The 23,406-nt window shown below is 71.6% G+C and carries 20 protein-coding genes; 13 read left to right on the top strand and 7 right to left on the bottom strand.

Annotated features, from left to right (window positions below):
- Positions 1-2: 2 nt before the first annotated feature.
- Entirely contained in the window at positions 3-2,141 is a 2,139-nt protein-coding gene (locus tag ACZ6TB_RS14940) for a CHAT domain-containing protein (protein WP_465554516.1), read from the bottom strand.
- Between the two features lie 24 nt (positions 2,142-2,165).
- Here ACZ6TB_RS14940 and ACZ6TB_RS14935 point away from each other — a divergent pair, with 24 nt between their 5' ends.
- A complete protein-coding gene (locus ACZ6TB_RS14935) occupies positions 2,166-2,519 on the top strand; it encodes a cupin domain-containing protein (protein ID WP_465554514.1) in 354 nt (117 codons plus the stop codon).
- A 147-nt stretch (positions 2,520-2,666) separates the two neighbouring features.
- Positions 2,667-4,496: a cellulose-binding protein gene (locus ACZ6TB_RS14930; RefSeq protein WP_465554512.1), complete on the top strand. Its 1,830-nt coding sequence runs from the start codon at positions 2,667-2,669 to the stop codon at positions 4,494-4,496.
- A gap of 44 nt (positions 4,497-4,540) precedes the next feature.
- Here ACZ6TB_RS14930 and ACZ6TB_RS14925 read toward each other — a convergent pair whose 3' ends face one another.
- The 3 genes from ACZ6TB_RS14925 to ACZ6TB_RS14915 are packed head-to-tail and all read right to left on the bottom strand — an operon-like array spanning position 4,541 to position 8,231.
- The gene (locus ACZ6TB_RS14925; RefSeq protein ID WP_465554510.1) at positions 4,541-5,356 is read right to left on the bottom strand and encodes a hypothetical protein; all 816 of its coding nucleotides are present in this window, start codon (positions 5,354-5,356) and stop codon (positions 4,541-4,543) included.
- Between the two features lie 2 nt (positions 5,357-5,358).
- Positions 5,359-7,485, bottom strand: a complete 2,127-nt coding sequence (locus tag ACZ6TB_RS14920; protein WP_465554508.1) for a hypothetical protein — start codon at positions 7,483-7,485, stop codon at positions 5,359-5,361.
- The gene (locus ACZ6TB_RS14915) at positions 7,482-8,231 is read right to left on the bottom strand and encodes a hypothetical protein (RefSeq protein WP_465554506.1); all 750 of its coding nucleotides are present in this window, start codon (positions 8,229-8,231) and stop codon (positions 7,482-7,484) included. Before ACZ6TB_RS14915 ends, ACZ6TB_RS14920 begins: the two co-directional genes overlap by 4 nt.
- An 83-nt stretch (positions 8,232-8,314) precedes the next feature.
- On the opposite strand from ACZ6TB_RS14915, the gene ACZ6TB_RS14910 reads away from it, so the two are divergent.
- Together ACZ6TB_RS14910 and ACZ6TB_RS14905 are read left to right on the top strand one after the other, a co-directional pair.
- Entirely contained in the window at positions 8,315-8,845 is a 531-nt protein-coding gene (locus ACZ6TB_RS14910; protein WP_465554640.1) for a Crp/Fnr family transcriptional regulator, read from the top strand.
- 50 nt (positions 8,846-8,895) lie between these two features.
- Entirely contained in the window at positions 8,896-9,894 is a 999-nt protein-coding gene (locus ACZ6TB_RS14905) for a cellulose binding domain-containing protein (RefSeq protein WP_465554504.1), read from the top strand.
- On the opposite strand, the gene ACZ6TB_RS14900 is transcribed toward ACZ6TB_RS14905, so the two are convergent.
- Positions 9,891-10,733: a helix-turn-helix transcriptional regulator gene (locus tag ACZ6TB_RS14900; RefSeq protein ID WP_465554502.1), complete on the bottom strand. Its 843-nt coding sequence runs from the start codon at positions 10,731-10,733 to the stop codon at positions 9,891-9,893. The genes ACZ6TB_RS14905 and ACZ6TB_RS14900 overlap by 4 nt on opposite strands.
- Positions 10,734-10,819: 86 nt before the next feature.
- On the opposite strand from ACZ6TB_RS14900, the gene ACZ6TB_RS14895 reads away from it, so the two are divergent.
- The 3 genes from ACZ6TB_RS14895 (at position 10,820) to ACZ6TB_RS14885 (ending at position 14,111) form a co-directional block, all read left to right on the top strand.
- Entirely contained in the window at positions 10,820-11,503 is a 684-nt protein-coding gene (locus tag ACZ6TB_RS14895; protein ID WP_465554500.1) for an SDR family NAD(P)-dependent oxidoreductase, read from the top strand.
- 13 nt (positions 11,504-11,516) lie between these two features.
- Positions 11,517-11,750 (top strand): hypothetical protein, encoded by a 234-nt coding sequence (locus tag ACZ6TB_RS14890; RefSeq protein WP_465554498.1) that lies wholly within the window; start codon positions 11,517-11,519, stop codon positions 11,748-11,750.
- 114 nt (positions 11,751-11,864) lie between these two features.
- A complete protein-coding gene (locus ACZ6TB_RS14885; protein ID WP_465554496.1) occupies positions 11,865-14,111 on the top strand; it encodes an exo-beta-d-1,3/1,6-glucosidase in 2,247 nt (748 codons plus the stop codon).
- Here ACZ6TB_RS14885 and ACZ6TB_RS14880 read toward each other — a convergent pair.
- Positions 14,104-14,796, bottom strand: a complete 693-nt coding sequence (locus tag ACZ6TB_RS14880; protein ID WP_465554638.1) for a GNAT family N-acetyltransferase — start codon at positions 14,794-14,796, stop codon at positions 14,104-14,106. The genes ACZ6TB_RS14885 and ACZ6TB_RS14880 overlap by 8 nt on opposite strands.
- Here ACZ6TB_RS14880 and ACZ6TB_RS14875 point away from each other — a divergent pair.
- A complete protein-coding gene (locus ACZ6TB_RS14875; protein ID WP_465554494.1) occupies positions 14,795-15,487 on the top strand; it encodes a SanA/YdcF family protein in 693 nt (230 codons plus the stop codon). The two genes, ACZ6TB_RS14880 and ACZ6TB_RS14875, sit on opposite strands and share 2 nt — an antisense overlap.
- A 75-nt stretch (positions 15,488-15,562) precedes the next feature.
- Here the strand turns inward: ACZ6TB_RS14875 and ACZ6TB_RS14870 are convergent, their stop codons facing one another.
- Complete coding sequence (locus ACZ6TB_RS14870; RefSeq protein WP_465554492.1) at positions 15,563-15,808, bottom strand: hypothetical protein; 246 nt, start codon at positions 15,806-15,808, stop codon at positions 15,563-15,565.
- A 214-nt stretch (positions 15,809-16,022) separates the two neighbouring features.
- Between ACZ6TB_RS14870 and ACZ6TB_RS14865 the strand changes: the two genes are divergently transcribed.
- The 5 genes from ACZ6TB_RS14865 (at position 16,023) to ACZ6TB_RS14845 (ending at position 22,741) form a co-directional block, all read left to right on the top strand.
- Entirely contained in the window at positions 16,023-16,652 is a 630-nt protein-coding gene (locus ACZ6TB_RS14865) for a hypothetical protein (protein WP_465554490.1), read from the top strand.
- Positions 16,653-16,718: 66 nt separating this feature from the next.
- On the top strand, positions 16,719-18,095 hold the full coding sequence (locus ACZ6TB_RS14860; RefSeq protein WP_465554488.1) for a M20/M25/M40 family metallo-hydrolase: 1,377 nt from the start codon (positions 16,719-16,721) through the stop codon (positions 18,093-18,095).
- 80 nt (positions 18,096-18,175) lie between these two features.
- A complete protein-coding gene (locus tag ACZ6TB_RS14855; RefSeq protein ID WP_465554486.1) occupies positions 18,176-19,249 on the top strand; it encodes a DUF3616 domain-containing protein in 1,074 nt (357 codons plus the stop codon).
- A gap of 95 nt (positions 19,250-19,344) precedes the next feature.
- Entirely contained in the window at positions 19,345-21,030 is a 1,686-nt protein-coding gene (locus tag ACZ6TB_RS14850; RefSeq protein WP_465554484.1) for a cellulose binding domain-containing protein, read from the top strand.
- A 25-nt stretch (positions 21,031-21,055) separates the two neighbouring features.
- Positions 21,056-22,741, top strand: a complete 1,686-nt coding sequence (locus ACZ6TB_RS14845) for a cellulose binding domain-containing protein (RefSeq protein WP_465554482.1) — start codon at positions 21,056-21,058, stop codon at positions 22,739-22,741.
- Positions 22,742-23,406: the final 665 nt, after the last annotated feature.

The following is a 23,406-nucleotide window of genomic DNA, read 5'->3' as shown; positions in this document are numbered from 1 at the left end:
GGTCAACCCTCCTCGGGGAGTCGCAGGCCGGCATCGCAGTACGGGGAGTACGCGAGCCCCATCACATTGCCGCGCGCCAGCAACTGCCAGCGCACCCGCCGCATCGCCACGCCCACGCCGGCGCCGCTCCCCCACGCCGCGACAAAGGCGCTCATCGCGTACGCGGCCAGCTTCTGCTCCATGGTCACCTCGGTGGCCAGGACGCCGGCCGCCCCGGTCGACCGGACGAACGCGGAGGCGAAGTCGGTGAGCGTCTCCGGCAGTCGCTCGCCGGTGTAGCAGCCGTTGAGCACCACCAGCGGGCGGCGGCTCTCCCACCGGACCGCCGGCGAGAGTTCGGCCCAGAAGCTGACATCCTCGGGCCGCAGCATGCCGCCCCGGCCGAAGTCGAGCGCGAGCCCGCCGGCGGAGCTGCCGGCGCCGGTGACCCGCCGGCCGTGGCAGAACAGGTAGAGCAGATCGGCGCCGCCGACCACCGCGTCCCGCAGCGCCTCGACGTCGGTGGTGATCACGCTCGCGGCGCCGAGGCCGTCGAGCACGGCCCGCTGCCGGTCCCAGTCGGCGCCCGCCAGCTCGGCGTTGAGCCCGACCACGACGGCGGCCGGCCGGGCGGTGCCGGTCTCGGCGGCGAGCGTCATGCGCCCGCTCGACGGCGGCACCTCCAGCACGTGGGCGAGACCCCAGAAGCCGTACGGGCAGAGCACGCCATGCCGCTGATCATGGCCGGCGGCGTGCGGGCACCGATCGGGCGCGTCGGAGCCAGGAGCGGAGCCGGGGCCGAACTCGCGCACGCTCGGGCACAACGCCGCGCCGTCCTGGATCGGCAGGTCGTAGACGAGCTGCCACGGAATCACCGCCCGCGACCCCTCGGCCAGCGCCACCTGGATCGTCGCCGGCCCGCCACCGCCGGTCAGCGCGCGCCGCATCGTCCGCCGGTCGGCCACGTCCGGGAAGATCCCGAGGTGCACCGACGCGCCGGCCCGGGCCATCGCCCACAGGTCGGCCACGTAATCCTTTTCGGACTTGGCGAACCCGTCGTCGTAGAGCGACCGCCACGTCCCGCCCGCGTCGCTGAGCTGCCGGTCGAACAGCACCGCGCGCAGGCTGCGGGCCGCGTCCCCGGCCTGCGCGTCGGAGAGCTCGGTGCCGACCCGGGTGCCGGCCGCGTCGTTCACCACCAGGTACTGCCGCCCCTCGGGCAGGTCACCGAGCCGGATCGACATCGCGCGGTCGCCGAACCGGTCGAGCTCGGCCAGTTCCTTGCTCAGCGTGAACACGGCCCGCCCGACCGGCGCCGCGCCGCCGTCGCCGACCGACACCTCGATCTCGAACGCCTGGATCGCGGCGGCGCCCAGGTGCAACGCGAGCTGGAGCTGCTGCACGCCGGGTGAGCGCGGCGCGGTCACGGCGAGATTGAGCCAGGGCGACCGGTCACCCTCGGCGCACACGTGCGGCTCACCGGGGGTGCAGGAGCAGGCAAATCCGTCGCCCGTACGCGGGAGGTAGAGCGCCCCGGCCTGGATCACGTGCCCATCGCGGGACAGAACGGCCTGGAGCCACCATCCGTCGTCCGGGTCGCCCAGCAGCCGCTCCGGGAACGCGGGAGTGGACCGGGGCAGGATGCTCTCGGGCCGGGGCGCGCCGATCCCGACCCGCACCAGAAAGGGCAGCTCCGGCGTCAGGCCACCGGCGACGGGACGACCCGCGCCGTCGGCGACCGCGACGTTGACCACCCGCGCCGGAGGGCCCTCGGCCGGCCGTTCGACGGGCAGGCCCATGGTCGGTCCGGCCTCGTATTCGAGCCCCTCCCACGCGATCGGCGGGACATCGCCGCCGGAGTCCGCGGGAGAGGCGACCGTGAGCGTCACGTCGTCCCACTGCGGAAAGTTGCCGGCCAGGCCCGCACTGCGAGTCACGATCACGACGGTCAGGCCGGCGCCGAGAAGGTCGCGGATCACCCGCTGCGCCAGCGTGACGGAGGAATCGATGCCCACCACCATGGTCCCGTGGGCGGTGACCGGGAAGGCGCCCCGATCGCCGTCGACCCGGGCGACCGGCGCCGGCGCCTCGCGCAGGATCGCCCGCAACGCCGACTCCCGGTCGGGGCCGGGCTCTCCCACCACAAAGGCCAGTCGCCACACGCCGATCAGGCTATCGTTCCGCGCGTGGAAATCGTCGATCTGACCGAGCTGCCCGTTCACCCGATCGAAGCATTCGGAAGCGCCGGGCTCACCGCCGCCAAGCTCGTGCGCGAGCCGGCCGCCGAGGTGACCGTCCTCAAGGTCCAGGCCGGTGGCGAGATCGGCACGCATCCGGCGCCGGTCGGCCAGCTGCTCGTGGTGATCTCCGGCGCCGGCGAGGTCCGCTCGGGCGACGGCCCCTGGCTGCCGATCGGCGCCGGCCAGGCCGCCCGGTGGGAGGCCGGCGAGGAGCACGCGACCCGGTCGAAGTGGGGCCTCACCGTGCTGGCCATCGAGTCCGCGGAGCTGTGCAACAAACCTGCAAATGGAACTCATTGACCCTGATGCATTGACGGTGGCAGATTCCGAAACGGAATAACCGTCCCCCGGAAACCGCATGTTCGCCATTCGACGGGCCATTCTCGGCCGCGCCGTCACTTCCGCTTGCTCTCCGGCGGTTTCCGCATGCGACAAGGAGAAATGCGCATGGCACCCACACCACGCGCCCGCCGGCTGCGCCGGCTGGCCGGTGTCGGCGGGCTGGCCACGCTGGTAGCGGCGGGCCTCTTCGTCACCGTCTCGGACGCCGAGGCGGCGACCGTCTTCAGCGCCGACTTCGAGAACGGCAGCACCAGCGGCTGGTCGAAATCGGGCGGCACCTGGGCGATCACGTCCGACGGCTCGCAGGTACTCCAGCAGTCCGACTCCGGCAGCGAGCGCGCCCGCGAGTTCGCCGGCTCGACCGGCTGGACCAACTATTCGGTGCAGGCCCGGGTCAAGGCCACGTCGTTCGCCTCGACCAGCGGCGTCGTGGCCCTGACCGCCCGCGCGAGCGGCGCCACCAAGATGTACCGGCTGTCGCTGACCGGCGGCAACAAGGTGCAGCTGGAGACGATGAACGGCTCGGCCGTGAGCGTCCTCGCGAGCCTCAGCCAGACGATCTCGACCAGCACGTTCTACACGCTGAAGCTGTCGGTGAACGGCAGCACGATCAGCGGCTCGATCAACGGCACGAGCGTGGGCAGCGCGACCGACGGCACGATCAGCGCCGGCCGGATCGGGCTGCTCACCGAGCACGCGACCGGGCGGTTCGACGACGTCGTGGTCGACGACGCGGGTGGCTCGACGCCGACCACCACGCCGCCGACCACGCCCACCACGCCGCCGACGACTCCACCGACCACGCCGCCCACGACCCCGCCGACGACCGGGCCGACGACGCCGCCCACCAGCGGCGCGCTGTACGTGTCGCCGAGCGGGTCGGCGAGCGCGTCCGGCACCCAGTCGGACCCGACCACGCTCGCGTCGGCGATCACCCGGATCGCGGCCGGCGGGACGATCTACATGCGGGGCGGCACCTATGCCGCGTCGTCGACGATCACGATCGCGGCCGGGAACAATGGCACCTCGAGCGCGCGGAAGACGCTTTCCGCGTACCCCGGTGAGACTCCGGTGTTGAATTTCTCGGCGCAGGCGGAGGACCCGGCGAATCGCGGACTAGCGGTCAACGGCAACTACTGGCACGTGTACGGGATCGTGGTCCAGCACGCCGGTGACAACGGCATCTTCGTCGGCGGCAGCAACAACGTCATCGAGCGCACGGTGACCGCCTTCAACCACGACACCGGCCTCCAGCTGTCCCGGATCGCCTCGGACACGCCGCAGGCGCAGTGGCCGTCGAACAACCTGATCCTCAGCGCCGAGTCGCACGACAACGCCGACTCGGACGGCGAGGACGCCGACGGCTTCGCGGCCAAGCTCACGGTCGGCACCGGCAACGTCTTCCGGTACGACGTGTCGCACAACAACATCGACGACGGCTGGGACCTCTACACCAAGACCGACACCGGCGCGATCGGCCCGGTGACCATCGAGTACTCGCTGTCCTACAACAACGGCACCCTGAGCGACGGCTCGCAGGCCGGCGCCGGCGACCGCAACGGCTTCAAGCTGGGCGGCGAGGACATCGGGGTCAACCACACGGTCACGCACAGCATCGCCTACAAGAACGGCCACCACGGCTTCACGTACAACAGCAACCCGGGCTCGATGACGATCTCGAACAACGTCGGGATCGACAACGCCGAGCGCAACTTCTCGTTCGACGCCGGCACGTCGACGTTCCGCAACAACACCTCGTGCCGCAGCTCGAGCGGCACGAACGACCGGATCGTCGGCAACTCGGACACCTCGAACCAGTTCTGGTCCGGCACGAACGGCTCCCGCTGCACCACCTACAGCGGCGCCCTCGGCTGGTCCTTCTCCTCGACCGGCACGCTGCAGGTCACCTTCGGCGGCAAGGTCGTCAACCCGTAACGCCACCCGGCCGGGCCGGCGCGAGACAGCGCCGGCCCGGTCCCTCATTCCTCCGGTGTGGCTATGCCGTGCTGGCGCTGAAACGCCCTGAGTGCCGCGTCCCAGGCCTTGGTGTACTCGGACGGCCCGAGCCGGGCGTCGTCGTGACCGGTGACGGCGGCCTTGAGCAGGCCGAGCAGTTCGCGGACGACCTTCTTCCGGTCGTCGGCGAAGAGGCCGAAGACCTGGGCGAACTCCTGCTCGCTCAGCCGGGCGGCGTACGCGGCCCGGGGATCGGACTCCAGCTGGTCGAAGACCTCGGACCACAGCCGGGTCAGCTCCTCGGCCTGCCGTGCCTTCTGCAGACCCAGCTCGTGCTCGCACTCGGCCTTGATTCGCTCCGACCAGTACGGGCGCAGTTGCTCGACAACGGCTTCGTCGGGCTCCACGCGGACAGCGATCATGACCGAGAAGGACCGGTCGCGTTCGGTGTACCACTGCCGGCCGGCTTCCGCCGATCCGTTGATCTCGGCTTCCAGCTCCCGGGCCTTGTGCGGACCGTATGTCCGTGCGAGTGGGCGCAGCAGGTTGACCGTCGTACGACGCGCCTTGGGGAACAGCTCCCGCGCGAAGCCGACGAGCTCGTCCCGGCTCTCGGCGTACCCGCGCCAGTGGTAGGTGACGAAGATGTTGAAGGAGAAGGCGTCGCCGTCGGCGAGCATGACGAGCGGCTCCGAGGGCTCGAGGCGGCAGGTCTGATCGTGCTCCGGCCCCCAGGCGCGGGGACCCGCCGAAGCCGGGCCGGCGAAGAAGCTGCCGAACCAGCCCCTGCGTTCCCGCGTGGTTGCGGTCATCGGCGGTGGGGTGTGCGTCGCGGTCATGGTCATGCCCTTCGGACGGTCTCGGCAACGGCGGCGAGCAGCGGGCTGGGCGAACGCTGCACCAACCAGACATGGCGGCACTGATGTGCCAGGCGAAGCTGGAGGCCGGGATCACGGGCGAGCGCCCGGATCAGGCCGAGGAACAGGTCGGCGAGCTCGGGCGAGGTCTCGCTGCCCGCCAGCCAGCCGGTGAGCGCCGCCCACGCCGACGAGGCAGTGGTGGGCAGGCTGAGGGCGGCCGACCAGGGCTCGATCAACTGCTCCTCGTCGAGCCGGCCCCGGCGGCACTCGTCGAGCAGCTCGGGGCGGCCGGAGCTCTCCCGCCGGGCGAGGCGGACGAAGGCACGGGCGGCGTGCGGCGGCAGATGCGGCTCCTCGCGGCCGGCCGCGATCCACCCGCGTAGTTCGGCGAGGATGCGGCCGGCCCGATCCCCGGTGTAGGAGCCGTTCACGCCCAGCGCGACCAGCAGGCTCCGGCGCTGCCAGGCGTCACGGGCGATCCGCCGCAACCGCCGCAGCCCGTCGTACGGGAGCTGGGCCCCGAGACCGTACGCGTAGGCGTAGGCCACGCTGTCCCTCATGTAGTTGCCCGCCGCCGGTTTGTCGACGAAGCGTGCCAAGCGCTCCGTCAGACCGTCCCGCAGCGGCGGGTAGTACGAGCAGGACACAAGGCTGAGACCGGCCGCCTCCCGCAGCGCCTTGCGGCGGTGGGTGGCCCATCCCTCGACCAGCCCGTCCATCACGCCGTCGAAGTCGCTGAAGCAGAGCAGTCCGGCGAGCAACCCGGCCCGGCGGCGCACCGACCAGCGCGGGTCCTCGGCGAGCGCGCCCAGCCATCGCAGTAGCTGGTTGCCCAGTCCGCGCTCGTTCCACGCGACCTCGAGCATGGCCCGTGCCAGCTCGGAGTTCGCGAGCAGGGCCAACCGGGGATCGCCGGCCCGCACGGCGTCGCGTCCGGGCACCAGCATCCCGTACGAGAGGAGCCCGTCCAGCTCGAACTCCCCCTGCTCCGACGCGAGCCCGTCCATGGGTTCGTCGCGCTGGATGCGGAGGAAGAGGTCGGCCGCTTCGTATACGGCGGAGAGCGGCGCATTTTCGAGGGCGGCGAAGGCGAGGCGGAAGGCGCGGCGATAACCGGCCGTGCCACTCCACGGCCGCCGGTCGGCGCGGGCCTCCTGGTCGGCGGCGCGCAGGACGATCCGCGCCTGGGCCAGCAGCCGCTGTTCGAGAACCTCGGCGAGCAGCACGCCGACGTCAGTGCCGGGCGGCGCGCCGCCGACTATCGCGGCAATCTTGGCGGCGTCCTCCAGGGGGAGGGCATCGTGCAGATGACGCCGCACGAGTTGATGCGTGACCCAGCCCTGCACGTGGTCCTCGGCCTTGTCGGCCTTGCCGAACAAGAACGTCAACTGACTGCGAAACGCCTCGATCGCGCGGGTCCGTCGGTGCTCGAACAGGTAGTAGGCGAGGTCGTGCCCCTGCTCGGCGACCGGCCCGATGACGATCACCGTTGCCTTCTTGTCCGCGGTCTCCTTGCTCACGGCGAGGAGATCGACGAACTCGATCGAGTGCGCCTCGGTGGCGTCGATGATGTGGCCGTGGTCCTCCCGGAAGTACGCATGGTCGGCGATCGCGTCGGCGATCCGCTGACCTGGCGCGATGCGGATCATGGCGACCCGGTCCGGCGCGTGCCGCTCGGCGAGCGCGACCCGGGCGGCGGCGTGCCGGCCCCAACCGGGCGGCGCGCTGAGGTAGACGACGCTGCGTTCCTTGAGGCAGATCGCCAGGTCGTCGTCCGAACTGGTGCGCGCGTAACCGGACCGGAGGCGGTCGATGTCCCCGCGCGGGAGCACGCCGTCCCAGCCCTTGTTCTCGCGGCTCAGGTTGACGGTCGCGTTGAGGATCGCCTCGGCGGCCATCGCGCCGGCGCCGACCGCAGTCTGGCCGAGGTTGCTGATATTCCCGGCGGCCGTTCCGCCGACCATCTTGCCGACCTCGCGGTTGATGTCGTCGGGCTCGATCCGGGACTCGTCCGTGACGGCGAAGTCGCCGGGCTGATCGGAATCGAGCGTCTCGGGCGCAGAACCCGGCGGCTCGCCAATCGCGTCTTCCGGGACGTCGTCACTCATCGCGCCGCACCGGGATATCCGCTCGCCGTGGCGCCGTGGCCGATCGCGATCTGGCCGTCGAGGTTGGTGATGTCACCGACCGCGACCCCACCGGATTCGGTGGCCGGTGGGCGGGCAGTCGCGGTGAGCCCGGCCGCCGGCTTCACGGCGTTGACATCCTCGCCGACGACCTGGATCCACGCCGGCTCGGTGAAGTTCTTCTCCGGCAGCCGGGCCTCGATCCGGCGGAAGCGGTCGGCGCGGATCCCGTCGTAGCCGCCGGTCACCACGTCGCGGTAGATGCTCTCGGAGACCGCGCACGCGACATTGGCCTCCGGAAATGCTTGGAAGGCCTCCTTGAGCCGGGGCGCGTCGACGAGCCGGGCGACGGTGTTGACCGCCTCGCCGGCGAACCCGTTCCGGCTGTCGACGAAGATCAGCCCCTGATGAACGGCGATCCGGATGCGGATCCGTGCCCGCGGCAGGCGATCCGCGTTGTAACGGCGCAGGTGCGCATCCAGTGACTGAAGGAACCCGGCCAGCAGGACGGGTTCGTCGACGTCGCCCGGGAGCACGGCGATCTCGCCGTCACCACTCGGCTGCCGCTGCCACTGCGTCCGGTCGACGCCCGCGGCGCGACCCGCCTCCTCCAGTGCCTCGACGAACGCCCGCTGGGCCTCGTCCTGCAGCACGGTGCTGCGCGCGCTGTACTTCTCGGTGTCGGCGATGATGACCAATCGCCGGTAGGACCGCTTCTTGCCGTCCACGTCGGCCTCCCTGAGTGCTGGGCTGCCTCCTTGGTAGGCCCTGGGGAGTTCCGGCACCCCGTAGAAATACGGTGACCGTGGAGATGTCGGACGGCCGGATGGCGCTGCTGTCCATCCGGGTCGCCGGCGACCTGCTGGGCGAGATGGCCGTCCTGAGCGACTCGCCCCGCTCGGCGACGGTGACGATGTGCGGGCCCGGCGTCATCCGGCTCATCCCGCGTCGCGAGTTCGGCCCCTACCTGCGCGGCCATCCCGACGCCACGCTCGCCCTGGCCACCATGGTCGGCGAGCGGCTGCGCTGGTCCAATCGGCGGCGGGTGGACTTCACGGCGTACCCGGTCAAGATTCGCCTCGCCCGCATCCTCACCGACCTGGCCGAGAAACACGGCCGCCCGGACCGGCAGGGAGCGGTGGAGATCGGGGTGCGCCTGACCCAGCCGGAGCTGGCCACGATGTGCGGCGCCGCCGAGGTCTCGATACACAAAGCCCTCACCGACATGCGCCGCAACCGGGTGGCGAGCAGCCGCTACGGCCGCATCACGATCTGGGACCTGCGAGCGCTGCGCGGCACCGCCGGCATGTCCGCCCAGCAGACTTCGATGGACCCGTATTGAACACGGGATTACGTTGACATCCGTCTATTCCATGTCGGACGGTCAGAGGCATGTCTCGTCCTCGGAAATGGCTCGCCTCGACGCTCCTCGTGGCGGCCCTCATCGCCGTCGCGGGCCGGCCCGCCTCGGCCGCCGCGCCCGCACCCGGTGACCTTCACGTCGCCGCCGTCACGCCGGTCTCGGTCACGCTCTCCTGGACCGCGTCGGAGGGGGCCACCGACTACCAGGTCAGCTACAACCAGGCCTTCAACGACGTGTACTGGGCTCAGCCGGTCGGCAACGTCACGACCGCCACCATCACCGGGTACATCCTCCCGACCCGGCAGTACTCGTTCCGGGTCAGCGCCCGGGACGCCGACGGGGGCTCCTCGCCGGCCAGCAACACCGTCACCGTCGTCACCCCGGCCTCCACCACCGGGGACACGACGCCACCGTCCACACCGGGCAACCTGCGGATCACCGGCACGCTGCCGGACGCCGTGCCGCTCGCCTGGGACGCCGCGACCGACGACGCCGGGGTGACTGGGTACGACGTGTACTTCTTCGACGGCTGGTACACCTCGACGGTCGTCGGCACCACCGCCGGCACCACGTTCGCCGCGCCGTTGCGGAGCAGCAGCCTCGGCCTGCCGTCGTACTACGTGCGGGCCCGGGACGCGGCCGGGAACCTCTCGATCGCCTCCAACACCGTGCGCGGCCCGGTCGTCACGACCACGCCGCCGCCCCCGCCGGTCTGCACGGTCGCCTACCGGACGACCTCGGAGTGGCGGGGCGGCTTCGTCGCCGAGGTGACCGTCACCAACCAGAGGACGACCGCCGTGGACAACTGGTCGCTCGTGCTCACGGCCGGCGGCGACCAGCAGGTCACGTCGGCGTGGAACGCGACCGTCCGGCAGACCGGCTCGGCGATCACGCTGACCGGCGAGCGCTGGAACCGCACGATCGCGGCCGGCGGCAGCGTCACGGCCGGGATGCTCGGCCGCTGGACGACCAGCGACGCGCCACCGACGGCGGCCGCCCTCAACGGCGCGGCCTGCAAAGTGACCTAATCGCGCAGGGATGGGTCCAGCGAGCCCACCACCGACAGCAACGCCAACCGGCTCTCGCTCTCCGAGCCCGGCTCCGCCGTGTACGCCACGATCTTCACGTCGGAGCCGGGCACCGTCAGCACGTCGCAGTCCAGCTCCAAGGCGCCCACGACCGGGTGGTCGACGGTCTTGCGGCCGGACTCGTGCGGCGCCGCGATCCCGTCGTCCCACAGCTCGGCGAACCGCGGGCTGGCCCGGCGCAGGTCGGCGATCAGCGCGTGCAGCGACGGCTCGGACGGATACCGGGCCGCGGCCGCGCGCAGGTCGCCGACCATCGCGGCCTCGAACGCCGCGTTCTGCGCCGACGTCTCCCGGATCCGGCTGCCGGCGCCGGTGAAGTGCCGCCAGACGATGTTGCGCTGCCGGCCCGGCAACGCGATGAGGTCGCCCATCAGCGCGACCCACAGCTCGTTGGCCGTGATCAGGTTCCAGCCGGCATCGTGGACGCTCACCGGCGTACCGGACAGGCGGTCGAGAAGCCTCTGCACGCCCGGCGTGAGATGGACGGGAAGCCGGCCCCGCCCCGGAGGCTCGAGTCCCGCCAAGCGGAAGAGGAGGTCGCGTTCGGCGCCGTCGAGGCGCAGGGCGCGCGACAGGGCCTCCACCACCTGGGCCGACGGCGCGGTGGCCCGCCCCTGCTCGAGCCGGATGATGTAGTCGACCGAGATGCCGGCCAGCAGGCCCAGCTCCTCGCGACGCAGGCCGGGCGCGCGGCGGCGACCACCCGGCGGCAGGCCGACCGCCCCGGGCGTGAGCCGCTCCCGCCATCGGCGCATCGCGCGCCCGAACTCGACCGTCATGCCTCCAGTGTTTCCCCCCGCCGACCGGATTGCCTGGTACCGCCGGTACCTCCCCTACCGAAGACACATCGCGGCAGCGTGGACGCATGACGACGACATTGATCACCGGGGCGAACAAGGGACTGGGCTTCGAGACCGCCCGGCAGTTGCTGGCGGCCGGGCACGAGGTGTGGATGGGCGCGCGGGACGCGGCGAAAGGCGCGGAGGCCGCACGCAAGCTGGGCGGGCGATTTGTCCACTTGGACGTGACCGACGCGGACTCGATCGCGGCGGCGGCGCAGACCGTCGGAACGCTGGACGTGCTGATCAACAACGCGGGCATCTCGGGCGGTCAGAGGCCGGTCGGCGACGTGACCGCGGAGAGCCTGCGTCCACTATTCGAGACGAATCTGTTCGGGGTGGTCGAGGTCACCCACGCTTTCCGACCTTTGCTCGAAAAGTCGGAATTGCCGGTCATCGTCAACGTGTCGAGCGGGCTCGGCTCGCTCGGCTGGGCGAACGACCCGTCGGTGATGGAGTTCCACGTGCCGGCGATGGCGTACGGCGCGGCGAAGGCGGCGCTGAACATGGTCACCGTGCACTACGCGAAGGCGTACCCGGGAATGCGGATCAACTGCGTCGATCCGGGCTACACCGCGACCGATCTCAACGATCACCAGGGGCCGCAGTCGATCGAGGAGGGGGCCGAGATCATCGTGCGGATGGCGCAGGTCGGAGCGGACGGCCCGACCGGCACATACGTCAACCGGCACGGCCGGGTGCCGTGGTGATAAGACTGTCCGCATGGCAGACAAGACGATCATCGCGATCCGGGAGGCGGCCGCGGCGTACGCCGAGGCGGTCCGCACCACCCAGCGCTTTTTCGACCACCTCGAAGACTCCGAGGACCCGTCGGTCCTGATCGAGTACGCGACCCTCGTGGAGCGCGAGAAGGAGGCCGCCGAGGCCCGCCTGGACGCGATCGAGGCGGCCGGTATCGAGGCCCCGAGTATTGATGAAAGTGATCCGGATAACTAAGTGAACAGTTCCGGAACCGGAACGGGGTGCCGGAACCGGTTCCGGGCTGGAAGACTGCCGGTTGTTAGCGTTCCACAGACCGTGCCACCGCGGTCGTGACGACCGGAGGCACGAGTGCCCGCTGATCTTCTTCCCTACCGGGATCCGGCCCTGCCCGTCGAGCGGCGTGTCGAAGACCTGCTCGCCCGCATGACCCTGCCGGAAAAGGTCGGGCAGATGCTCCAGCTGGACGCCCGCAACGACGTAAAGGAGATCGTCAGCGAGCAGCTGGCCGGCTCGATCCTGCACACGTCGCCGCAGAAGATGCTCGAGGCGATCGACCTGGTCGCCAAGACCCGGCTGCAGATCCCGCTGCTCACGGCCGAGGACTGCATCCACGGCCACTCGTTCTGGCCGGGCGCGACGATCTTCCCGACCCAGCTGGCGATGGCCGCGACCTGGGACGCCTCCCTGGTCGAGCAGGCGGCCCGGATCACCGCGCTCGAAGTCGCCGCCACCGGCATCCACCAGACCTTCTCGCCGGTCCTGTGCATCGCCCGCGACCTGCGCTGGGGCCGGGTCGACGAGACGTTCGGCGAGGACCCGTTCCTGATCGGCGAGCTCGGCTCGGCGATGATCCGCGGCTACCAGGGCGAGGGCCTGTCCGACCCCACCGCCATCCTGGCCACCGCCAAGCACTTCGCCGGCTACTCCGAGACCCAGGGCGGCCGGGACGCCAGCGAGGCCGACATCAGCCCGCGCAAGCTGCGCTCCTGGTTCCTCCCGCCGTTCGAGCGGGTCGCCAAGGAGGGCTGCCAGGTCTTCATGCTCGGCTACCAGTCGATGGACGGCGTGCCGATCACGGCCAACAAGTGGCTGCTCAACGACGTGCTCAAGGAAGAGTGGGGCTTCGACGGCACCTTGGTCACGGACTGGGACAACGTCGGCCGGATGGTCTGGGAGCAGAAGGTCTGCGCCGACTACGCCGAGGCCGCGGCGGTGGCCGTGCGGGCCGGGAACGACCTGGTCATGACCACGCCCGGATTCTTCGAGGGCGCCCAGGAGGCGGTGGCGCGCGGTCTCCTGCGAGAAGAGGAGATCGATGCGGCCGTACGCCGGATCCTGCGCCTGAAGTTCCGCATGGGCCTGTTCGAGGACCCCCGCGCCCCCGACGCCGAGCGTCAGCGCGCGGTCATCGGCATCGCCGAGCACGCCGAGCTCAACCTCGAGGTCGCCCGCAAGTCGCTGGTTCTGCTCCGCAACCAGGGCGTTCTGCCGCTCGCGAATGGGAGCGCTTTCAAGCGGATCGCGGTGCTCGGCCCGAACGCCGACGACGTGTCCGCGCAGCTCGGCGACTGGGCCGGCGACTCCGGGCAGGTCGACTGGATGCCGGACGGCCACCCGCGCGAGATGACCGAGACGGTGCTCGACGGCTTCCGCGCGGTCGCGCCCACGCGCTGGGACATCACCCACGCCCGCGGCGCCGACATCGAGCGGCTGGTGCCCGACCCCGAGGGCGCGACCTACCCGGACGGGCAACCGCGCCCGCCGATCTCGCAGGGCGCGCCCGTCGACCAGCACCTGATCGCGCTGGCCCGGGACGAGGCGATCCGGGCCGACTACGCGATCGTGGTGGTCGGCGACACGGTGAACCTGACCGGCGAGCACAAGTCGACGGCCACGCTCGAACTGCAGGGCGGCCAGCTCGCGCTGCTCGACGCCGTCGCGGCCACCAAGACCCCGATGATCGTGGTGCTGCTCAACTCCAAGCCGTGCGTGCTCCCTTCATCGGCGATGGAGGCAGCGGCGATCATCCAGGCGTTCAACCCGGGCATGCGCGGCGGGCGGGCGATCGCCGAGCTGGTGCTGGGCCTCATCGAGCCGAGCGGGCGGATGCCGCTGTCGGTGCCGCGGCACGTCGGGCAGCAGCCGGTCTACTACAACCAGATCCGCGGGCAGCACGGGACGCGCTACGCGGACCTGACCCAGGAGCCGCTCTTCGTCTTCGGCGAAGGTCTCTCGTACGCGCCGGTTGCTTATAGTGATTTGTCGGTCTCGCCCGATGTTGCCGTCGATGGCCTGGTCACCGCGACCGTCACGCTCACCAACACCGGCGACCGGCCCTCGCCGGAGACGGTCCAGGCCTACGTCAGCGACCTCGTCACCAGCGTCACCTGGGCGGTGCGGGAGCTGAAGGCGTACCGGCAGGTCACCGTGCCGGCGGGCGAGTCGGTCACGGTCGAGATCGAGATCCCGGCGTCGGCCTGCACGCTGGTCACGGCCGACGGCCGCCGGGTGGTCGAGCCGGGCGACTTCGAGCTGCACGTCGGCCCGTCCTCCCGCGAGCGCGATCTGCTGCGCGCGCCCTTCACGATCAGCTGACGTGGGCGGCCGCTAAGGGCTTCACGACAAAACCGAGTTTCCCGTACGCGGTGAGCGCCGCGACATTCCAGTAATCCGCGAGCAGAGCCACTCGGGCCCGGCCGGCGATCTGATCGTTGGTCACGAAGGCGCACAGCTGCCGGGCCAGCCCCCGGCCGCGGGCCTCGGCCCGGGTGGCGACGCCCGCGACGAACCCCGTGCCGGCCGTCGACCACGCGTCGGCGGCCACGGCCAGCAACCGCCCGTCGTCGCCCCGCAGACCGGCCCACCGGCGCACGCCGGGGACGCCGGGTTTCGCGTACGACCGGGGGAACTCCTCCTCGATCAGCGCCGTGACCTCCGGCAGCTCCCGGTCCGGCAGCCAGCCGATGTCGCCCTCGGGCGCCGGAACCGGGCCGGTGACCTCCATCCAGGCGAACTTGCCGGCCACGTCGAGGCCCGGCACCCGTTCGGCGACGCCGACCACCACGTCCTCGGCGCCGAACGGGCGATAGCTCGGGCCGAGCTCGGGCAGCACCTCGCGGACCAGCCCGGCGACCGCGTCGGGATCGCCCTGGACCGCCAGCCGGTCGCGGCGGCACAGGCCGGGGCAGGCCACCGCGATCGCCTCCGCCCGCCGCCAGATCCGGGCTCCGGGCTGCTCGGCCGCCCATCGCGTCCAGGGGTCGTCGGTCACGCCGCCCATGTTGACACGGGCTGGCATCGTCGGCCGCGTGCTGCCCCGCCTGTTGCGCCGCCTGCTCTACGCCGGCGCCTATGCCACCGCGCTCGCCGTCCTGGTGATGGCCGCCTCCTCGCTCTGGGTGATCGGCCGGGCCTCCGGCCACGTCTACGACGAGAAGTCGGTGCCGCCGGCGCCGGTCGCGCTGGTGCTCGGGGCGCAGGTCTACCAGGGCGGGACGCCGTCGCCGTTCCTCGCGGCCCGGCTCGACATCGCGCACCGGCTGCTCGACTCGGGCAAGGTCCGGGCGATCCTGGTGTCCGGGGATCACCGCCGATGGGACTACGACGAGCCCGGGGCCATGCAGGTCTACCTGGTGGCGCGCGGGGTGCCGGCCAGCCAGGTGGTCCTCGACCACGCGGGCTTCGACACGTACGACTCGTGCGCCCGCGCCAAGCGGATCTTCGGCGTCTCCCGGGCGATCGTGGTCACGCAGAGCTACCACATCGAGCGCGCCGTGGCGCTGTGCCGGCAGCTGGGCGTCGACGCCAGCGGGGTGGGCGACGACTCGGTGCGCATCTACAAGGAGCCGTGGGCGCACTCGGTCGTGCGCGAGCGGGGCGCGGTGGTGAAGGCGGCCTTCGACGTGCTCTCGGGCCGCGACCCGGTCTTCCTCGGGCGGCACGAGCCCGGCATCGACGACGCGCTCTCCTGATCCCGCCGCTCGGTCCCACCAGGGCGGGCGCTCTGTCTCACCAGGGCGGCGCTGTCTCACCAGGGCTGCGCTCGCTTACCAGGGCGGGCGCTCGGCGTGCCAGCGGGTGCCGGCCATCACCGGTCCGGTGCCGAGGACGCGGCGCAGCTCGGCGGTCGACGACTCGACGGCCATGCCGAGCCGGTCGATCTCGGCGCGCAGGGCCGCGTTCTCCCGGGTGAGGCGCTCGTTCTCGGCGCGGGTGCCGGCCACGTAGATCCGCAAGGCCTCGACCTCGGCCTCGAGCTCGCTCGTGTCCCGCCTCCGAAACGCGTTCCGCATGCGGAAAAATGCTAGATCTCGCGTCGTCCGTTGTGGACCGGACATCCGGGCGGCTCGACGCGGCCATCCGGACTACCCCGAAAGATCCACAGATTCGCCACGGCCGGTTCTTAGATGATTCTTAGACGCTTCCCACCCGACTTCTCAGGTATCGGGCCGATTCTTGAAGCCGTACCCCCGGAATCCTGGATTTTTCGGTATGGAGCCCCTCGATATGACCGATCGCGAACCGCACGCCGACCCCGACGAGCCGACCGTCCGCCAGCCGGCCGCGTCCGCCGAGCCTTCACCGGGCGAGCCGACCGCCGCCGCGACTTCTCCGGAGGCCGCCGCCCAGCCCGCCGCCGCCCAGCCCGCCGCCGCCCAGCCCGCCGCCGCCCAGCCCGCCGCCGCCCAGCCCGCCGCCGCCCAGCCCGCCGCCGCCGAGCAGGCGGCCGCCGCGCCAGCCGCCCCGCCTCCCGGGGTCTACGCCGGCCCGCCGCCGGGCGCGACCTACGCCGCGCCGCCCCCGCAGAACGCCCGCTGGTACTCCCGGCGCGTCCCGATCCTGATCGCCGGCGCCACCCTCCTGGCCGGCTGCGTGATCGGCGGCTGCGTCGTCGGCGCCGCCGCGGCGTTCACCCACTTCGACGACCGCGGCCACAGCGCCCCCGACCAGCGCCGCTTCGACGGCCCCGGGTACCGCAACGGCCCCGGCCAGGGCTTCCCGAACCGCCAGGACGGCCACCGCCGGGTCAACCCCGGCAACCCCGGCAACCCCAACCCGGCCAACCCCAACCCGGCCAACCCGGCCCCGGTCCCCAGCGCCAGCGCACCCACCCCGGGCCCGGCCACCACATCCTGATTCTTCCCCGATCCCGGATATCGACAGCCATGGACATGCCGGCCACCTCGGACGAGAGTGGTCGGCATGGCCAAGTCGACTCGGCGTACCTTCCTGACGGTGTCCGCGGCGGCCGTAGCCGCCGGTGTCTCGGGCGAGAGCGCCGCGCAGGCGGCCGGCCTGAGCAAGCACAACCCCTCGGCCGACCTGCGCGCCATCCTTCGTGAGATCGACCCCCGCCGGATCGAGGCGACCATCCGCAAGCTGGTCGCCTTCGGCACCCGGCACACCCTCTCGGTGCAGGACGACCCGGTGCGCGGCATCGGCGCGGCCCGCGACTGGATCTTCGCGGAGCTCCAGCGCTACGCCGCCGCGTCCGGCGGCCGGATGACCGTCGAGCTCCAGTCGTTCATCCAGCCGGTCGCGTCCCGCATCCCGGTGCCCACCCGCATCACCAACGTCGTGGCCACCCTGCGCGGCAGCGTCACTCCCCAGCGCCTGTACGTGGTGACCGGCCACTACGACTCGCGGGTGACCGACGTGATGAACGCGACCGCCGACGCGCCCGGCGCCGACGACGACGCGTCCGGCGTGGCGGTGATCATGGAGCTGGCCCGGGTGCTGGCGACCCGCTCCCCCGAGGCGACCATCGTGTTCGCCGCCGTGGCCGGCGAGGAGCAGGGCCTCTACGGCTCCGACCACCTGGCCCAGTCGTTCAAGGACGCGGGCGCCGACATTCAGGGCATGTTCAGCAACGACATCGTCGGCACCGGCAACGCCCACGACGGCACGCCGAACGACCCGCGCACGGTCCGGCTCTTCATCGAGGGAGTGCCGACCTCGGAGACCCCGGCCCAGACCACGATCCGGCAGAGCGTCGGCGGCGAGAACGACGGCCCGTCCCGGCAGCTGGGCCGCTTCGTCGACGACGTGGCCTCGCCGTCCGGCATGCGGGTCCGCCCGATCTGGCGCCGCGACCGCTACCTGCGCGGCAGCGACCACATCTCGTTCCTGCTGCGGGGCTACCCGGCGGGCCGCTTCACCGAGCCTCGCGAGAACTTCGCCCACGAGCACCAGGACGTACGCGTCGAGAACGGCGTCCAGTACGGCGACCTGATCGAGTTCTGCGACTTCGGCTACATCGCCGGGGTCGCGCGGGTGAACGCCGCCGCCCTGTGGTCGCTGGCCCAGGCCCCCGGCACTCCCAAGGGCGTGGTCATCGACACCACTCAGCTCACCAACCAGACCACCCTGCGCTGGCAGCCGAACCCCGAGCCCGACCTCGACGGCTACGAGCTGCTCTGGCGCGAGACCACCGCCCCCGACTGGACCCACAGCCGCCGGGTGGGAAACGCGACAACCGTGACGATCGACCTATCCAAGGACAACGTCTTCTTCGGCGTACGCGCCATAGACCGTTCCGGAAACCGCAGCCCGGCCGCCGCTCCCCAGCCCTCGTCCTGATTGCCCCACCCGGCGCTACGCGCAGCTCTGCTTACTCATACGCGCCGCCCCCCGTGCGTGACGGTGACACGATATCGACCATGACGGTCGACTACACGGTTCGGCTGCGCTTCGGGGAGACGTCCCGGGCCGCCGCCACGCACACCAACCTGTCCGCGGTCCGCCTCGACGGCCACGTGCTGTGGATCGCCGGCGACGAGACCGCGACGGTCGAGCGCCTGACCGCCGACCAGCCCGAGAAGGCGACCGAGTTCGGCGGCGAGACCACGTTCCGGCTGGCCGACTTCGTGGACCTGCCGGGCGAGGACGCCGACGAGGAGGCGGACGTCGAGGGCCTGGCCCGCACCGGTCACTTCCTGTGGGCGATCGGCTCGCACAGCCTGCGCCGCAAGCAGATCAAGGAGCGACACGAGGGCGGTCAGGCCCTGAAGCGCCTGGCGAGGATCGAAGGACAGGACAACCGCCAGATTCTCGTACGCCTCCCGATCGCCGACGTGGACGGCGTGCCGACCCCGGTCAAGGAGATCGAGGTCGACGGCAAGCGCCACCGGGCGGCGGCCCTCCGCCGGCGGGACAATCTTCGTTCGCTGCTGCGCGACGACGAGCACCTGGGCCCGTTCCTCCCGATCCCCGGCAAGGACAACGGTCTCGACATCGAGGGCATCGCCGTCCGGGGCGACCGGGTCTACCTGGGCCTGCGCGGGCCGGTGCTGCGGGGCTGGGCGTTCGTGATCGAGCTGCGTCCCTACGTGAGCGACGACGACCCCGACCGGCTGCGCCTGCGCGACTTCGGCGATGGCCTCCCGTACCGGAAACACGTCCTTGATCTGGAGGGTCTGGGCGTCCGGGACCTCTGCCCCGACGGCGACGACCTGCTGATCCTGGCCGGCCCGACCATGGACCTCGACGGCCCGGTCCGCATCTACCGCTGGCACGACGCGGCGCGCTCCGACATCCCCACCATCGTGCGGGACAACCTGATCACCAGGGAGCTGGACCTGTCGTACGGCGAGGGCGACGACCACGCCGAGGGCCTGAGCATGCTGGGCGCCGACCGCGTGATGGTCGTCTACGACAGCCCCGCCACCACCCGCCTGACCGGGGACGGCGCCGTGATCGCCGACGTGCTGCTCCTCCCGCCCCGCCGTCTTTAGCAAAACCTGTTATCGGCAGTCCCATCGAGCATCTTCAATAAGAGACCCGTCCTCTCTTGTTGCTCGCGTTTTGCTCACGATGGGAGCGCTCCCAAATGCCCTTCCCCGTACGCCCGGTCCTCGCCACCGTGGCCGCCGGCGCCCTCGTTCTCACCGGCCTGATCGCCTCCGGCCCGCCCGCCGCTGCCGCCACCCTGGCCGCGTTCCCGGGCGCCGCGGGTCCGGCCATGTACGCCTCCGGCGGTCGCGGCGGCGATGTCTACCACGTCACCAACCTCACCGACAACGCCACCGGCCCGCAGGCCGGCTCGCTGCGCTACGGGATCGCCAACGCCCCCAGCACCGGCCGGACCATCGTGTTCGACGTCGCCGGCACGATCCGGCTCGCCCCCGCCGGCCGGCAGGGCTGGCTGACCATCGGCGCCAAGAACATCACCCTGGCCGGCCAGACCGCGCCCAAGCCCGGCATCACGATCATGGGCCAGGCCACCAAGGTCACCGGCAGCAACGTCGTCATCCGGCATCTGAAGTTCCGGCCCGGCAAGGACCAGGCGAACCCCGGGACGGCGACCAACGACGGCATCTGGATCACCGGCGACAACGTCATCGTCGACCACGTCTCGGTCAGCTGGGCCGACGACGAGGGGATCAGCTCCAGCGACGCCGCCGGCCAGGTCACGGTGCAGTACGCGATCGTCTCCGACGGCCTGAACTACAAGGGACACAGCTACGGCGCGCTGGTCGGCAGCGATGTGACCGGGTCGAACATCGCCTACCACCACAACCTGTTCGCGCACCACATCAGCCGCCTGCCCCGGCTCGGCGACGAGACCGGCGCCGTCAACAACGTCGAGTGGAGCAACAACGTCATCTTCGAGGGCAAGGGGTACAGCGGCGACAACCAGCTCGCCAGTGCCAACTTCGTCGGCAACACGTACCTGCGGCAGAGCTCCGGCAACCCGGAGGCCTTCACCGGCGCCACCGGCACCAGCGCGTACATCTCGGGAAACCGGGCCGACTACGACGCCAACCTCACCAACGGCACGGACATCGCCTGGGACCGCTTCACCGACGTCCCCACGCACCGGAGCACGCGGTTCGACGTGCCCGGCATGACCACCGAGTCGGCGGGCGCCGCCCTCACCCGGGTTCTGGCCAACGCGGGCGCCTTCTCCTGGTCACGCGACGCCGTCGACACCCGGGTCGTCACCGAGACCAGGAACACGAGCGGCGGAGTCGTCAACGATCCGAACTCCACCGAATGGAACAACCTGTGGAACGCCGCGCCGGTGAGCCGGGCCGGCGGCTGGGACACCGACAACGACGGGATGCCCGACACCTGGGAGTCCGCCAGCGGGCTGAACCCGGCGAGCGACGACCACAACGGCGACCTGGACGGCGACGGTTACCGGAACATCGAGGAGTACCTCGACTACGCCGCCAGTGGTGGGCAGGCCACGACGCCCACCTCACCGACCTCCGCCACTGGGGCCTGCGCCGCCAGTTACCGGACCACCAGCACGTGGGACGGCGGCTTCCAGGGCGAGGTGACCGTGACGGCCGGAAGCGCGGCCATCGGCGGCTGGTCCGTGCGCTGGACGCTCGGCGGCGGCCAGGCGATCGGCCAGGTCTGGAACGGCAAGCTCACCACCAGCGGCACGGCCGTCACGGTAGCCAACGAGTCCTACAACGGCGCCCTGTCCGCCTCGGCGTCGGCCACCTTCGGGTTCCTGGCCACGGGCACGGCGACGACGCCGGCCCTGACCTGCACCGGCGCGTGAACCCGACCATCCGAGGAGGACAGTCATGAGCCGCAAACGGGCCGCCACGGCCGTCGTCATCTCGTCCCTTTCCGTTCTCGCGTCGGTCGCCGTCGCCACCACCGCCCGGGCCGCCGCCGGATGCCAGGTGGACTACCGGGTCAGCTCCCAGTGGGCGGGCGGATTCACCGCCGCCATCACGATCCACAACCTCGGCGATCCGATCAACGGGTGGCGGCTCGGCTGGACCTTCCCGGCCGGCCAGACCATCACCCAGTCCTGGGGCTTCACCGCGAGCCCCGCCTCCGGCGCCGTGGTCGCCACCAACGCCGACTACACCGCCGCCATCGGCGCCGGGGCCGCGATCGAGGTCGGCTTCAACGGCACCTGGACCGGCAGCAATCCCGTACCGGCCGCCTTCAGCCTGAACGGGGTTGCCTGCACCGGCGCCACCGCGCCGCCTTCATCCACGCCGCCTTCATCCACGCCGCCTTCTTCTGTCCCGCCAACCACCACCCCGCCGCCCAGCGGTCCGGTGAAGGCGTTCCCCAGCGCGGTCGGCTTCGGCGCGGCGGCGACCGGTGGCCGCGGCGGCACGGTCCACCACGTGACCAACCTCAACGACTCGGGTTCCGGCTCCTTCCGCGACGCGGTCGGCGCCGACAACCGGATCGTCGTCTTCGACGTCGGCGGCTACGTCAAGCTGTCCTCGACCGTCCTGGTGCACAGCAACATCACCATCGCCGGTCAGACCGCGCCCGGCGGCGGCATCGGCGTACAGGGTGGCGAGGTCTCGTTCAACAGCGGGACGAACGTCATCGTCCGCAACTTCCGGTTCCGCATGGGCACGCAGGACGCCGACCAGAAGAACAGCGGCCTCAACTGGCTCGACGCCAGCAACCTGATCTTCGACCACGTGTCGATCGAGTTCGGCGCCTGGAACAACATCGACGCCGTCCGCGCCTCGAACATCACCGTGCAGTACTCGATCGACGCGGACCCGATCGGCCAGCAGTTCGGCGCACACACCGAAACCGGCCCCTACACCTGGTGGCGCAACCTCTGGGCCAACTCGCACAACCGCAACCCGCTGGCCAAGGCGAACACCCAGTTCGTCAACAACGTGGTCTACAACTACCAGGCCGGTTACACCGCCGGGAACTCGAGCGGCCAGTTCCTGCACGACGTGGTCGGCAACTACTTCATCACCGGCCCGCGCACCACCAGCGCGTCGAACTACTACTACCAAACCGGCAACCAGCAGATCTACAACAGGGACAACTGGCTGGACAGCAACAAGGACGGCGCCCTGAACGGCTCCGCGGCCGCCGTCCGCGGCGGCGCCACCGAGCTGACGTCGCCCTTCTCCCCCACCACCGCGACCATTCCCACGCTGACCGCCGCGGCCGGTTACGCCGACGTGATCGCCAAGGCCGGCGCCGTCCCCCGCGACGACGTCGACAAGCTCGTGGTAGCCGACGTGACCTCGCTGGGCGCCAAGGGCGACCTGTGGTCGAATCAGAGCGCCACGGGCCTGGGCAACAGCGGCTACGGCACGGTGGCCGGCGGCACCCCGAAGGCCGACACCGACCGCGACGGCATGCCCGACGCGTGGGAGACCAGATACGGCCTGAACCCATCCACCAACGACGCCACCGGCGACTTCGACAAGACCGGCTACACGAACGTCGAGAAATACCTCAACGGCCTGCTCGACAACCAGTACCCGTGAGCCCGCCCCCGACCGCCGCGGCGCGCAGACGGACAACCGAACGCAAAGCATCGTCGGCGCTGTGCGTGACGCGGCCGCCCGGGCGACATGGGCGCGGTGGCCGCAGAGGCCGTGGCCGCGCGGAGGCCGCGGAGGCGGCGCGATGGGCGCGGTGACGCCGCGCGATGGGCCCGGTGGCCGCGCGGTGGGCGCGGTGGGCGCGGTGGCCGCGCGATGGGCGCGGTGGCCGCGCGATGGGCGCGGTGGCCGCGCGATGGGCGCGGTGGGCGCGGTGACGGCGCGCGATAGGCCCGGTGGCTGTTCGATGGGCGCGGTGGCCGCTCGGAGGCCGCGGAGGCCGCGCGATGGGCGCGGTGGCCGCGGTGGCCGCCCCCGGGCCTGGTGGCCGCCCCCGGGCCCGGTGGCCGCGGTGGCCGCGCGATGGGCCCGGTGGCCGGCCGCCGGGCACGGTGGGCGCAGTGGCCGCGCCGGGCGCGGTGGCCGCGCCGGGCGCGGTGGCCGCGCGGTAGGCGCGGTGGCCGCGCGGTAGGCGCGGTGGCCGCGGAACTGAAGGCGGGCGGGGCGGAAAGCAAAAGGCGCCGCCCGCGGCCGACAAGGCCGAACAGGCGACGCCGAGCGCTGAGGGCGATGAGCGGGCCGGCGCCGGCAGGGGGCTGACGCGCGCC

This window comes from Actinoplanes sp. NPDC051537 (genome assembly GCF_055586105.1).
This window is presented reverse-complemented; position numbering and strand designations above follow the sequence as displayed.

What these genes read in the sequence shown, in the direction of transcription:
- ACZ6TB_RS14905 (WP_465554504.1), top strand. Translation starts at nt 8,896, where the DNA reads ATGTCTCGTCCTCGGAAATGGCTCGCCTCGACGCTCCTCGTGGCGGCC.
- ACZ6TB_RS14895 (WP_465554500.1), top strand. Translation starts at nt 10,820, where the DNA reads ATGACGACGACATTGATCACCGGGGCGAACAAGGGACTGGGCTTCGAG.
- ACZ6TB_RS14865 (WP_465554490.1), top strand. Translation starts at nt 16,023, where the DNA reads ATGACCGATCGCGAACCGCACGCCGACCCCGACGAGCCGACCGTCCGC.
- ACZ6TB_RS14910 (WP_465554640.1), top strand. Translation starts at nt 8,315, where the DNA reads ATGTCGGACGGCCGGATGGCGCTGCTGTCCATCCGGGTCGCCGGCGAC.
- ACZ6TB_RS14890 (WP_465554498.1), top strand. Translation starts at nt 11,517, where the DNA reads ATGGCAGACAAGACGATCATCGCGATCCGGGAGGCGGCCGCGGCGTAC.
- ACZ6TB_RS14875 (WP_465554494.1), top strand. Translation starts at nt 14,795, where the DNA reads ATGTTGACACGGGCTGGCATCGTCGGCCGCGTGCTGCCCCGCCTGTTG.
- ACZ6TB_RS14920 (WP_465554508.1), bottom strand. Translation starts at nt 7,485, where the DNA reads ATGAGTGACGACGTCCCGGAAGACGCGATTGGCGAGCCGCCGGGTTCT.
- ACZ6TB_RS14870 (WP_465554492.1), bottom strand. Translation starts at nt 15,808, where the DNA reads ATGCGGAACGCGTTTCGGAGGCGGGACACGAGCGAGCTCGAGGCCGAG.
- ACZ6TB_RS14930 (WP_465554512.1), top strand. Translation starts at nt 2,667, where the DNA reads ATGGCACCCACACCACGCGCCCGCCGGCTGCGCCGGCTGGCCGGTGTC.
- ACZ6TB_RS14845 (WP_465554482.1), top strand. Translation starts at nt 21,056, where the DNA reads ATGAGCCGCAAACGGGCCGCCACGGCCGTCGTCATCTCGTCCCTTTCC.
- ACZ6TB_RS14880 (WP_465554638.1), bottom strand. Translation starts at nt 14,796, where the DNA reads ATGGGCGGCGTGACCGACGACCCCTGGACGCGATGGGCGGCCGAGCAG.
- ACZ6TB_RS14850 (WP_465554484.1), top strand. Translation starts at nt 19,345, where the DNA reads ATGCCCTTCCCCGTACGCCCGGTCCTCGCCACCGTGGCCGCCGGCGCC.
- ACZ6TB_RS14860 (WP_465554488.1), top strand. Translation starts at nt 16,719, where the DNA reads ATGGCCAAGTCGACTCGGCGTACCTTCCTGACGGTGTCCGCGGCGGCC.
- ACZ6TB_RS14855 (WP_465554486.1), top strand. Translation starts at nt 18,176, where the DNA reads ATGACGGTCGACTACACGGTTCGGCTGCGCTTCGGGGAGACGTCCCGG.
- ACZ6TB_RS14900 (WP_465554502.1), bottom strand. Translation starts at nt 10,733, where the DNA reads ATGACGGTCGAGTTCGGGCGCGCGATGCGCCGATGGCGGGAGCGGCTC.
- ACZ6TB_RS14925 (WP_465554510.1), bottom strand. Translation starts at nt 5,356, where the DNA reads ATGACCGCGACGCACACCCCACCGCCGATGACCGCAACCACGCGGGAA.